The following is an 11,922-nucleotide window of genomic DNA, read 5'->3' as shown; positions in this document are numbered from 1 at the left end:
AACGATTAACCCGATGATTCCTCTATATTCAGCCGTTAACCACAAAAATAAAGTCGCCATTTGAAAAATGAAATCCACTTTTCAGGAAAATCAAAAACAGTGTTTCATTCATAATTAGGATAAGTTCTTTGCTGTGTAAATTACTTTTTTAATTTATGCTTTCAGACAATTACGTATGATATTCAGGGTGGGTAAAATGGATAATGCTGTCGATCGTCACGTTTTTTATATTTCTGATGGTACGGCGATCACCGCCGAGGTGCTGGGCCACGCGGTCATGTCGCAGTTCCCCGTATCGATTAACAGCATCACGCTGCCGTTCGTGGAAAATGAGAGCCGCGCCAAAGCGGTGAAGGATCAGATCGACGCCATCTACCAGCAGACCGGCGTCCGTCCGCTGGTGTTCTACTCCATCGTTATCCCCGAAATTCGCCACATCATTTTGCAAAGCGAGGGCTTCTGCCAGGATATCGTCCAGGCGCTGGTGGCCCCGCTCCAGAGCGAGCTGAAGCTTGACCCGACGCCTATCGCCCACCGTACCCATGGGCTGAACCCTGGCAACCTGACCAAATACGATGCGCGTATTGCCGCCATCGACTACACCCTGGCGCATGACGATGGTATTTCTCTGCGCAATCTCGACCAGGCACAGGTGATTTTACTTGGCGTGTCGCGTTGCGGTAAAACGCCGACCAGCCTCTATCTGGCGATGCAGTTCGGCATTCGCGCCGCCAACTACCCCTTTATTGCCGACGACATGGATAACCTGGTGCTGCCCGCTGCGCTCAAACCGCTGCAGCACAAGCTGTTCGGACTAACGATTAACCCGGAGCGTCTGGCCGCGATCCGCGAAGAGCGCCGCGAGAACAGCCGCTACGCCTCCATGCGCCAGTGCCGCATGGAGGTCTCCGAAGTGGAAGCGCTGTACCGCAAAAACCAGATCCCGTGGCTGAACAGCACTAACTATTCGGTAGAAGAGATCGCCACCAAAATTCTCGACATCATGGGACTTAATCGTCGCATGTACTAATATGCTAGTACATTAACTCAGATTCGGGTATCATCCTCTGCAACAACGGGGCGGTATCGCCCCGAACTTGAAATCAGCAGGGATTGGTTTAATGTGATGCCCATCACTTCCCGGTAGTCTGCCGATGAAGCAAAAATTTTCTGAGACAAATCATGAATAAAACCGACGAACTCCGCACGGCGCGCATTGACAGCCTGGTCACACCGGCTGAACTGGCTCAGCGGCACCCCGTTTCCGCCGCGGTTGCGGAACATGTTACGGCCTCCCGCCGACGTATTGAAAAAATCCTCAATGGTGAAGATAAGCGTCTTCTGGTGGTGATTGGCCCTTGCTCTATCCACGATCTGGATGCAGCACTGGATTATGCCAAACGCCTTCAGGGGCTGCGGGATAAGTATCAGCATCGCCTTGAAATTGTGATGCGTACCTACTTTGAAAAACCGCGTACCGTGGTGGGCTGGAAAGGGCTGATTTCCGATCCCGATCTCAACGGCAGCTATCGTGTAAATCACGGTATCGAACTGGCGCGCAAGCTGCTGCTCCAGGTCAACGAGCTGGGCGTCCCAACGGCGACTGAATTTCTCGATATGGTGACCGGGCAATTTATTGCCGATTTGATCAGCTGGGGCGCGATTGGCGCACGCACCACTGAAAGCCAGATCCACCGCGAGATGGCCTCCGCCCTCTCCTGTCCGGTCGGCTTTAAAAACGGGACCGATGGCAACACCCGTATCGCCGTTGACGCAATCCGCGCCTCGCGTGCCAGCCACATGTTCCTGTCGCCGGATAAAAGTGGTCATATGACTATCTACCAGACCAGCGGTAACCCTTACGGGCACATCATTATGCGTGGCGGGAAGAAACCCAATTACCATGCCGACGATATCGCCGCCGCCTGCGAAACACTGGCCGAATTCGATCTGCCGGAACATCTGGTGGTGGACTTTAGCCACGGTAACTGCCAGAAGCAACACCGCCGCCAGCTGGACGTTTGCGATGAAATTTGCCAGCAGATCCGCAGCGGTTCAACCGCCATCGCGGGTATTATGGCCGAAAGCTTTATCAAGGAAGGCACGCAGAAAATCGTTGCCGGACAGCAGATGGTGTACGGCCAGTCAATCACCGATCCGTGCCTGAGCTGGGAAGACAGCGAACTGCTGCTGGAAAAGCTGGCGTCTGCGATAGATACGCGCTTCTGACCCCCGCCGGGTGGCGCTGCGCTTACCCGGCCTACGGTTCGTGCCCTTCTCCCTCTCCCTGTGGGAGAGGGTCGGGGTGAGGGCATCAGACCGCACCTTCCCCCAAAATTTGATCCCGTCACATTATTTTCACAAAAACGCTTGCCGTGAAATTGCAGTTTATTGATAATGATTATCATTGTTACATTGATTGTTATTTATAAACATTATGTCACCTACGGATAACCGCGCGGCAACGCCAGCAAACAAACACACAGCGCCCGCCCCTGCCCCTGCCTCCACCGATCGTCGCATCGACAGCAAAAGCCTGCTGGGTGATGAGGGCCGGGTGATTATCGAGCATGACGGCCAGCACTACCTGCTGCGCCAGACGAATGCCGGAAAATTGATCCTCACAAAATAAACCAAAACATTCGCCAGCCACCCAGGTGACCCCCAGGCAGCCAGCGCTTTCGATTCTTTATGGAGAGTTGCTATGCCACACCTGCATACCGCATGTTTACGCCCGTCACTTCTGGCGCTGGCGATTGTCAGTACCCTGCCGGGCGTCGCGTTTGCTGCCGCAGATGAAATAACCGTCACCGCGACCGGCAACGCCCGTAGCGCCTTCGAAGCCCCGATGATGGTGAGCGTGATTGACGCCGCTGCCCCGGAAAAACAGACCGCCAGCTCTGCCGCCGACCTGCTGCGTAACGTGCCAGGCCTGACGCTGGACGGCACCGGCCGCACCAATGGTCAGGACGTTAATCTGCGCGGTTATGACCGACGCGGCGTGCTGGTGCTGGTTGACGGCGTGCGTCAGGGTACCGACACCGGACACCTCAACAGCACGTTCCTCGACCCGGCGCTGATCAAACGTATCGAAGTTGTGCGCGGTCCGTCGGCGCTGCTCTACGGCAGCGGTGCGCTGGGTGGCGTGATTTCCTATGACACCGTTGACGCCAGCGATCTCCTGGAACCGGGCAAAAACAGCGGTTACCGCGTGTTTGGTACCGGTGCAACAGGCGATCATAGCCTCGGGATGGGGGCCAGCGCCTATGGCCGCACCGATACGCTTGACGGTCTGGTGTCATGGTCCAGCCGTGACCGCGGCGATATCCGCCAGAGCGACGGCAAGCGTGCCCCAAACGACGAATCCATTAATAACATGCTGGCGAAAGGCAGCTGGAAAATCGACCCGGCTCAGACGTTAAGCGGCTCCCTGCGCTACTACAACAACGCCGCGCAGGAGCCGAAAAACCCGCAAACCCCCGATGCCACCAGCAGCAACCCCATCACCGACCGCTCCACCATCCAACGTGATGCACAGCTGGGTTACCGTCTGGCGCCCGAAGGGAACGACTGGCTGAACGCCGATGCAAAAGTTTACTGGTCAGAGGCGCGCATAAATGCCCAGAACATCGACAGCATCGGTGAGTTCCGCAAGCAGACTACCAAAGGCGGCAAAGTAGAAAACCGTACCCGCCTGTTCGGCGACACCTTTGCCTCTCACCTTTTGACCTACGGCGGGGAATATTATCGTCAGGAACAACGTCCGGGTGGCACCACCACCGGCTTCCCGGAGGCGAAAATCGACTTTAGCTCCGGCTGGCTGCAGGATGAAATCACCCTGCGCGATCTGCCCGTTACCCTGCTGGGCGGCACGCGCTATGACAACTATCGGGGTAGCAGCGAGGGCTACGACGACGTGGATGCCGACAAGTGGTCCTCCCGCGCCGGGTTAACCGTCAGCCCTACCGACTGGCTGATGCTGTTTGGCTCTTACGCTCAGGCCTTCCGCGCCCCGACCATGGGCGAGATGTATAACGACGCCAAACACTTCTCCATCGGCAGTTTCTACACTAACTACTGGGTGCCTAACCCGAACCTGCGCCCGGAAACCAACGAAACGCAGGAGTTTGGTTTTGGCCTGCGCTTTGACGACCTGATGCTCGCCAACGACGGGCTGGAGTTCAAGGCCAGCTATTTCGATACCAAAGCCAAAGATTACATCTCCACCACCGTCAATTTTGCCGCGGCGACCACCATGTCGTACAACGTTCCGAACGCCAAAATCTGGGGCTGGGACGTGATGGCAAAATACTCGGCTGACCTGTTTAACCTCGATCTGGCCTATAACCGCACGCGCGGAAAAGATACCGATACCGGCGAGTACATCTCCAGCATCAACCCGGACACCGTCACCAGCAGGCTGGATATTCCGGTGGCGCAAAGCGGCTTCTCCGTGGGCTGGATCGGCACCTTTGTCGATCGTTCAACCCATGTCAGCAGCAGTTACAGCAAACAGCCGGGCTATGCGGTCAACGACATCTACATCAGCTATAAGGGCCAGGAGCAGCTCAAGGGCATCACCACCACGCTGGTGCTGGGTAACGCCTTCGACAAGGAATACTGGTCTCCTCAGGGTATTCCGCAGGACGGTCGTAACGGCAAGATTTTTGTGAGTTATCAGTGGTAATTCCCCGCGGGGAAACTATTCAGAAGGAAAAGACAATGGATCACTACACGCGCTGGCTGGCGCTAAAAGAAGAAAACCCGGGTAAGTATGCGCGCGATATTGCAGGGTTAATGAACCTCAGTGAAGCAGAACTGACCTTTGCGCGCGTGGGCCATGATGCCTGGCGACTGCGCGGTGAAATTCGCGAGATCTTAGGCGCGCTTGAAGCCGTAGGGGAAACAAAATGCATCTGCCGCAACGACTATGCCGTTCACGAGCAGGCAGGCAGCTTCACCCATCAGCACCTGAACGGCCACGCCGGGCTGGTGTTGAACCCGCGCGGACTGGATCTGCGCCTGTTCCTCAACCAGTGGGCAAGCGCGTTTCACCTCAGCGAAACCACCGCACGCGGCGAGCGGCAGAGCATTCAGTTTTTCGATCATCAGGGTGATGCCGTACTGAAAGTTTACACCACGGACAACACCGACCTCGCCGCCTGGGCTGACGTGTTGACCCGCTTTATCTTTGCCGATAACCCATCGCTTGAGCTGAAGGCTGCCGAGGCCCCGCTGCATGCCGAAAATGCAGATGCCGCCCTCGTGGACAAAGCGTGGCGTGCGATGACTGACGTGCACCAGTTCTTCGGCCTGCTGAAACGCCACAACCTCAGCCGCCAGCAGGCATTTCGCCTGGTGGGCGACGACCTCGCCTGCCAGGTTGAAAACAATGCGCTGGCACTGCTGCTGGAAACCGCGCGCCAGCACGGCAACGAAATCATGATCTTCGTGGGTAACCGCGGCTGCGTGCAGATCTTCACCGGCGCGGTGGAAAAAGTCGTGCCGATGAAAGGCTGGCTGAACATCTTTAACCCCACCTTTACCCTGCATCTGCTGGAGGAGACGATTGCGGAGAGCTGGGTCACGCGCAAACCGACTGCAGACGGTCACGTCACCAGCCTGGAACTGTTTGCCGCAGACGGCACGCAAATTGCCCAACTCTATGGTCAGCGTACGGAAGGCGAGCCGGAGCAGAGCCAGTGGCGTAGCCAGATTGATGCCCTGACGCCAAAAGGGCTGGCCGCATGAAAACGTGGTTTGCCCTGCTGACCGCCCTGCCGCTGGTGGCGTTTGCCGCCGCGCAGGAGAAAATTGTCACCCTTGGCGGCGACGTCACGGAGATTGTTTATGCGCTTGGCGCGGACTCTTCGCTGGTCGCACGCGACAGTACCAGCCAGTGGCCGCAGGCAGCGAACGCGCTCCCCGATGTGGGCTATTTGCGCCAGCTTAACGCCGAAGGGATTTTGTCCATGCGTCCCACGCTGGTGCTGGCCAGCGACCAGGCGCAGCCGTCTCTGGCGCTAAAGCAGGTTGAACGCAGTCACGTCAGGGTGATTACCGTTCCTGGCCGCAACGATCTGAGCGTCATTGACGAAAAGATCCGCATTATTGCCGAGGCCACCCACCGTGAAGCGCAGGGAGAGAGCCTGCGCCGCTCGCTACGTCAGGCGGTGGCGGCTCTGCCCGCAGAACCGCTCAACAAACGGGTGCTGTTTATCCTCAACCACGGGGGAATGACCGCCATGGCCGCCGGACAGCAAACCGGCGCCGATGCCGCCATCCGTGCCGCCGGGTTACAGAACGCGATGCAGGGTTTCACGCGGTATCAGCCGCTGTCGCAGGAAGGGATTATTGCCAGCCAGCCCGACATGGTGGTGATTTCGCAGGACGGCGTGAACGCGCTGGGTGGCGAGGCGAATCTGTGGAAGCTGCCCGGACTGGCGCAAACCCCGGCGGGACGGCACAAACAGCTGCTGGCGATTGATGACATGGCGCTGCTGGGTTTCAGCGTGCGCACGCCGGAAGCCATCCGGCAGTTGCGTGCTAAAGCGGAGCAACTGCCCTGATGTCCCGGCGGATCGCACTGTCGCTGTGGATGCTGGCCGCAATTCTGAGCATCATGACCCTTACGGCAACAGGCTTTGGGGCATTGCCTCTGCCGGTCAGCCTGCTGTGGAACGGCAGCGATGAGGCGATGCGTCAGATCTGGCTGACCATTCGCCTGCCCCGCGTACTGCTGGCGCTGGTGATTGGCGGCGCGCTGGCGCTGGCCGGGTGCGTGATGCAGGGACTGTTCCGCAACCCGCTGGCAGACCCGGGTTTGCTTGGGATCAGCAGCGGCGCGGCGCTGGCGGTCGCGATGTGGGTGGTTATTCCTGTCACGTTGCCGGCCCTGATGATGCTTTACGCCCCGATGGTTGCGGCATTCCTCGGCGCGCTGGCTGCAACCGTTGTGATCTTCCTGCTCAGCCAGCAGCGTCACGGTTCCCTGTCCCGTTTACTGCTGGTGGGGATCGCCATCAACGCCCTGTGCGGCGCGGCCGTCGGTCTCCTTTCCTGGCTTAGCAACGATGCGCAGCTTCGCCAGCTTTCGCTCTGGGGAATGGGCAGCCTCGGGCAGGCGCAGTGGTCCACCCTGCTTGCGGTGACCTCGCTGATGGTGCCTGCGGTTCTGATTATCTGGCGGCTGGCTGGTCCACTCAATTTGCTGCAGCTGGGTGATGAAGAGGCGCACTATCTCGGGGTGGATGTTGCCCGGGTACAGCGGATCCTGCTGCTGTGCAGCGCCCTGCTGGTCGCTGCGGCGGTGGCCATCAGCGGCGTGATTGGCTTTGTTGGCCTTGTAGTCCCACACCTGATGCGTATGTGGCTGGGGGCCGACCACCGGGCCGCGATCCCCGGCTCGGTGCTGGCCGGAGCGTTACTGCTGCTGGCTGCCGATACGCTGGCGCGCACTCTGGTCCCCCCGGCGGAAATGCCCGTCGGGTTGTTGACCAGCCTTCTCGGTGCGCCGTGGTTCCTGTGGCTTATCTTTCGTCGTGGAGGTGCGCATGGCTGAACGCTATTGTGCGGAAAACCTGGTCTTTCACGCCGGGCAACGGACGCTGATCGACGATGTATCACTGACCTTATCTCAGGGTGAGCTGGTCGCGTTGATTGGCCCTAACGGTGCCGGGAAATCGACATTATTACGGCTGCTGACCGGCTATCTCACACCCGCAAGCGGGCGGTGCAGTCTGGCAGGCACGCCGCTTGCGGACTGGCCAACGGAGACCCTCGCCCGCTACCGGGCAGTGATGCGTCAAAATACGCAGCCCGGATTCGACTGGCCGGTGGAAGCCGTGGTCGGTATGGGGCGCGCGCCCTGGACGCGCTCCCCTGAGACGTCAGTGGTTGAGGAGGTCATGGCGATCACAGGCTGTTTACCCCTGGCGGGCAGACGCTATTCGGCACTCTCCGGAGGCGAGCAGCAACGGATCCAGCTCGCTCGGGCGCTGGCCCAACTCTGGTGCGACGGCGCCCCGCGCGGCTGGCTGTTTCTTGATGAACCGACCTCCGCACTGGATCTCTTCCACCAGCAACATCTGCTGCGCCTGATGAAAACCCTGACCCGTCGGGGGCATCTCCACGTCTGCGTGGTTCTGCACGATCTTAATCTGGCGGCACTGTGGGCGGATCGTATCCTGCTGCTGCATAACGGCAGGCTGGTCTCCCGGGGGGCACCGGAGGACGTTTTGCAGGCCGGGACGCTGGCGCGCTGGTATGGCGCGCAGGTGCTGGTCGGCAGCCATCCGGCTCATGCCGTGCCGCAGGTGTTCCTCGCTCCCTGAGCGGGGTGGTAAAAATCCTTCAGCGTTTCCAGCAGGGCATGCGCCGCTTTAGAGAGCTGCGTGTGCCCGGGATGGATCACCCCGATGCACTTTTCAATGGGCGGGTTATCCAGCGGAATACAGACCGCCCCCAGGGAAGCCATCTGCGCCTCGCAGAGCGCCGGCACGGCGCTGCCACCCAGCCCGCTGGCGACCATGCGCCCTACCGTCACCAGTTGATGACTCTCCAGCGCCACGTCCAGCTTTCTGCCGCTCCGCGCCAGCTCCTCCTCCATCATCAGACGTACCGCCGAAGGGCGCTGCAGGGTGATGAAATCCAGCGTCAGCAACTCCTCCCATGCCAGGCGTTTTTTTCCCGCAAGCGCGGAATCTTTCGGCACAATGGCGACAAACCTGTCCAGCCCCAGCGGCGTAAACAGCAGGTTATGCGTGGGTGCCGGCTCAAAAGCTATTCCCATCTCAACCCGCCCTTCCCGCACCATCTCAATCACCTGCTCGTTGATGACATCATGCACGGTGACGTTAACCCCGGCATGGCGATCGCGAAACGCTTTCAGCACTTCCGGTAAAACGTTGGCGGCAAACGACGGCATCGCCGCGACCGAGATTTTGCCGCGCTGGAGCGTAAAGCACTGGTGCATTGCCTCTTCCACGTTATCCCAGTCGGCCAGCAGCTGCCGCGCCATCGGCAGAAATGTTTCTCCCTCCTGCGTGAGGGCAACCTTGCGCGTGCTCCGCTGCAACAGCGGCCCACCGAGCGCATCTTCCAGGCTTTTAATCGTCAGGCTCAGCGCTGGCTGGGAAAGATTTAAGCGTTCGCTGGCGTGCGCGAAATTGAGAGTGTGAGCTACCGCTAAAAACGCGCGTAACTGTTTGACACTCATTCTCATTTTTCATCCTGTTAACTAATTGAAAAAATTTAGTTAACAGGAAATTAATAAGAAATCCAAATGAGTAGGTCACAAATTCAAAATTAACAAATGAGTCGCCACCCCTAATGATACCGGCACGGTTAACGGGAGGGATGACTATGGCAGGACTGGATAAGCGCGTCAGCAGCTATGCGCAGGCGCTGGATGGGCTGACGGACGGCATGACCTTGCTGGCGGGCGGCTTCGGGCTGTGCGGTATTCCTGAGAACCTGATTGCAGAGGTTCGACGCCGTCAGGTGAAAGATCTGACGGTCGTGTCAAACAACTGCGGCGTGGATGGTTTCGGTCTGGGGATACTGCTCGAAACGCGCCAGGTTCGCAAAGTGGTGGCGTCTTACGTCGGCGAGAACGCGCTGTTTGAGCAGCAGGTACTGAGCGGGGAACTGGCAATCGAACTTACTCCGCAGGGGACGCTGGCAGAAAAGGTCCGCGCGGGCGGGGCCGGTATTCCGGCGTTTTATACGGCTACCGGTTATGGCACCCCCGTGGCAGCGGGCAAAGATGTGCGCCAGTTTGGCGGTAAAAATTACATTCTTGAAGAGGCCATTACCGGTGATTTCGCGCTGGTTAAGGGCTGGAAAGCGGACTGGTACGGCAACGTTATCTATCGCCATACCGCGCAAAATTTTAATCCACTGATGGCAACGGCGGGCCGAATCACGGTTGTGGAGGTGGAAGAGATTGTTCCGCCGGGTGAACTTCCTCCGTCGGCTATTCATACGCCGGGAATTTACGTCGACAGGCTGATTGTCGGCCAGTTTGAAAAACGCATTGAACAGCGCACGCTGCGCGCGCAAGGAGTCTGACGATGTTAACCCGAGAACAGATGGCGATGCGCGTCGCCCGCGAACTGCGCGACGGGTATTACGTCAACCTGGGGATCGGCATCCCTACGCTGGTGGCGAATTATATTCCCCCGGAAATGGACGTGATGCTGCAGTCGGAAAACGGTCTGCTCGGAATGGGGGCTTTTCCCGATGAGCAGAGCCTTGATGCCGACATGATCAACGCCGGAAAACAGACGGTCACTGCGCGGACCGGCGCGGCCATTTTCGACTCGGCCCAGTCGTTTGCCATGATCCGCGGCGGCCATGTGGATCTGACCGTGCTGGGCGCATTTGAAGTCGATGTCGAGGGCAACATTGCCTCGTGGATGATCCCCGGAAAGATGGTGAAAGGGATGGGTGGCGCGATGGATCTCGTTGCCGGGGCGCAGAACATCATTGTGGTGATGACCCACGCTGCAAAAAACGGTGACTCCAAACTGCTGCCGCGCTGCACGCTGCCGCTCACCGGTGTGGGCTGCATCCGTCGGGTCCTGACCGATCTCGCGTTGCTGGAGATAGCGGACGGCGCGTTCATCCTGCGGGAGTACGCCCCGGGTGTCGGTATCGACGAGATTGTCCGTAAAACGGCCGGAAAAATCATTGTGGCGGACGACGTTCGCGAGATGCGCTTCAACTGAGGACTCAACATGAAAAAGGTCATGATTGTCGGGGCAACGCGAACCCCCATTGGCAGTTTTCGCGGTTCGCTCTCGCCCCTTTCAGCCATTGAGCTGGGTGCCGTCACGGTACAGCGTCTGCTGGAGAGCAGCGGCCTTCACCCAGAGCAAATAGACGAACTGGTTTTCGGTCAGGTGCTGACGGCCGGGTGTGGACAAAACCCCGCCCGCCAGACGGCCATCACTGCCGGATTACCCGTCAGCACCCCGGCGACAACGGTCAATCTGGTGTGCGGCGCGGGGTTGAAAGCGGTACAGCTCGCCGCCCAGGCAATCCGCTGCGGTGACGCAGACGTGGTTATCGCTGGCGGCCAGGAGAGCATGAGTAACGCCCCGTATCTGCTGGATGGCGCACGTTCAGGGCTGCGTTTTGGGCATACGGGCCTGCAGGACAGCATGATCACCGACGGCCTGTGGGACGCCTTCAACGATTACCACATGGGCATCACTGCGGAAAACGTCGCCCGTGAGTACGGCATTTCCCGCGAGCAACAGGATGCCTTCGCCTTCCGGTCACAGCAAAAGGCAGCGTCCGCCATTGAGACTGGTCGGTTTGACGCCGAAATAGCGCCAGTGACGGTGAAACAGGGCAAACGTGCGCCACAGATTGTCCGCCATGATGAACAGCCACGCCCGGAAACCACCGCCGGGCAGCTTGCACAGCTTCGCCCCGCATTTTTGCATGACGAGGGCACGATCACGGCCGGGAACGCCTCCACCCTTAACGATGGTGCCGCCGCGGTACTGCTGATGAGCGAGGAAAAGGCGCGGGAAAGCGGGTTACCTGTTCTTGGCCACATTGTGAGTTACGCCGTGACAGGCGTTGATCCGTCGGTGATGGGCATCGGCCCGGTCAGCGCCTGCCGGACGGCGCTGGCGCGGGCGGGCTGGACGCTCGACGACGTCGATCTCATTGAAGCCAACGAAGCCTTTGCCGCACAGGCACTGGCGGTGGGCAAAGAGCTTGGCTGGGATGAACAGAACGTCAACGTTAACGGTGGCGCCATCGCCCTGGGCCATCCGATTGGCGCATCCGGCTGTCGCATCCTGGTGACCCTGCTCCATGAAATGCAGCGCCGGGGGGTAACAAAGGGACTTGCCACCCTGTGCGTTGGCGGCGGACAAGGCATTGCCCTGACCGTTGAGCGTTAAA

Annotated in this window: 12 protein-coding genes; 11 read left to right on the top strand and 1 reads right to left on the bottom strand. The window is 59.1% G+C overall.

What is annotated here, in order from left to right:
* The first annotated feature begins 196 nt into the window (after positions 1-196).
* The 8 genes from ppsR (at position 197) to L3068_RS09205 (ending at position 8,333) form a co-directional block, all read left to right on the top strand.
* The gene (gene ppsR, locus L3068_RS09240) at positions 197-1,030 is read left to right on the top strand and encodes a posphoenolpyruvate synthetase regulatory kinase/phosphorylase PpsR (RefSeq protein ID WP_014883510.1); all 834 of its coding nucleotides are present in this window, start codon (positions 197-199) and stop codon (positions 1,028-1,030) included.
* 152 nt (positions 1,031-1,182) lie between these two features.
* Positions 1,183-2,229, top strand: a complete 1,047-nt coding sequence (aroH, locus tag L3068_RS09235) for a 3-deoxy-7-phosphoheptulonate synthase AroH (protein ID WP_014883509.1) — start codon at positions 1,183-1,185, stop codon at positions 2,227-2,229.
* Positions 2,230-2,437: 208 nt separating this feature from the next.
* The gene (gene hemP, locus L3068_RS09230; protein WP_087529213.1) at positions 2,438-2,632 is read left to right on the top strand and encodes a hemin uptake protein HemP; all 195 of its coding nucleotides are present in this window, start codon (positions 2,438-2,440) and stop codon (positions 2,630-2,632) included.
* A gap of 72 nt (positions 2,633-2,704) precedes the next feature.
* Positions 2,705-4,687 carry a TonB-dependent hemoglobin/transferrin/lactoferrin family receptor gene (locus tag L3068_RS09225; RefSeq protein ID WP_117581549.1) on the top strand — a complete coding sequence of 661 codons (1,983 nt, stop codon included), beginning with the start codon at positions 2,705-2,707 and terminating at the stop codon, positions 4,685-4,687.
* Positions 4,688-4,722: 35 nt separating this feature from the next.
* Entirely contained in the window at positions 4,723-5,751 is a 1,029-nt protein-coding gene (locus L3068_RS09220) for a hemin-degrading factor (RefSeq protein ID WP_058690484.1), read from the top strand.
* Positions 5,748-6,569, top strand: coding sequence for a heme/hemin ABC transporter substrate-binding protein (locus L3068_RS09215; protein WP_117581551.1), 822 nt, complete (start codon positions 5,748-5,750; stop codon positions 6,567-6,569). The genes L3068_RS09220 and L3068_RS09215 overlap by 4 nt, the downstream gene beginning before the upstream one ends.
* Entirely contained in the window at positions 6,569-7,561 is a 993-nt protein-coding gene (locus tag L3068_RS09210) for a FecCD family ABC transporter permease (protein WP_071922312.1), read from the top strand. The genes L3068_RS09215 and L3068_RS09210 overlap by 1 nt, the downstream gene beginning before the upstream one ends.
* Entirely contained in the window at positions 7,554-8,333 is a 780-nt protein-coding gene (locus L3068_RS09205; protein WP_071922313.1) for a heme ABC transporter ATP-binding protein, read from the top strand. The genes L3068_RS09210 and L3068_RS09205 overlap by 8 nt, the downstream gene beginning before the upstream one ends.
* Here L3068_RS09205 and L3068_RS09200 read toward each other — a convergent pair.
* Positions 8,300-9,223 carry a LysR family transcriptional regulator gene (locus tag L3068_RS09200; protein ID WP_045135067.1) on the bottom strand — a complete coding sequence of 308 codons (924 nt, stop codon included), beginning with the start codon at positions 9,221-9,223 and terminating at the stop codon, positions 8,300-8,302. The genes L3068_RS09205 and L3068_RS09200 overlap by 34 nt on opposite strands.
* A 140-nt stretch (positions 9,224-9,363) precedes the next feature.
* Here L3068_RS09200 and L3068_RS09195 point away from each other — a divergent pair, with 140 nt between their 5' ends.
* Genes L3068_RS09195 through L3068_RS09185 form a run of 3 tightly spaced genes read left to right on the top strand, consistent with a single transcriptional unit; the run spans position 9,364 to position 11,921 of the window.
* Positions 9,364-10,071 (top strand): CoA transferase subunit A, encoded by a 708-nt coding sequence (locus L3068_RS09195; protein WP_014883501.1) that lies wholly within the window; start codon positions 9,364-9,366, stop codon positions 10,069-10,071.
* 2 nt (positions 10,072-10,073) lie between these two features.
* Complete coding sequence (locus L3068_RS09190; protein WP_014883500.1) at positions 10,074-10,730, top strand: 3-oxoacid CoA-transferase subunit B; 657 nt, start codon at positions 10,074-10,076, stop codon at positions 10,728-10,730.
* Positions 10,731-10,739: 9 nt separating this feature from the next.
* The gene (locus L3068_RS09185; protein ID WP_071922314.1) at positions 10,740-11,921 is read left to right on the top strand and encodes an acetyl-CoA C-acetyltransferase; all 1,182 of its coding nucleotides are present in this window, start codon (positions 10,740-10,742) and stop codon (positions 11,919-11,921) included.
* Position 11,922: the final 1 nt, after the last annotated feature.

It is taken from the genome of Enterobacter cloacae complex sp. ECL414 (assembly GCF_021869685.1).
In the GTDB taxonomy this organism is placed as follows: domain Bacteria; phylum Pseudomonadota; class Gammaproteobacteria; order Enterobacterales; family Enterobacteriaceae; genus Enterobacter; species Enterobacter kobei.
This window is presented reverse-complemented; position numbering and strand designations above follow the sequence as displayed.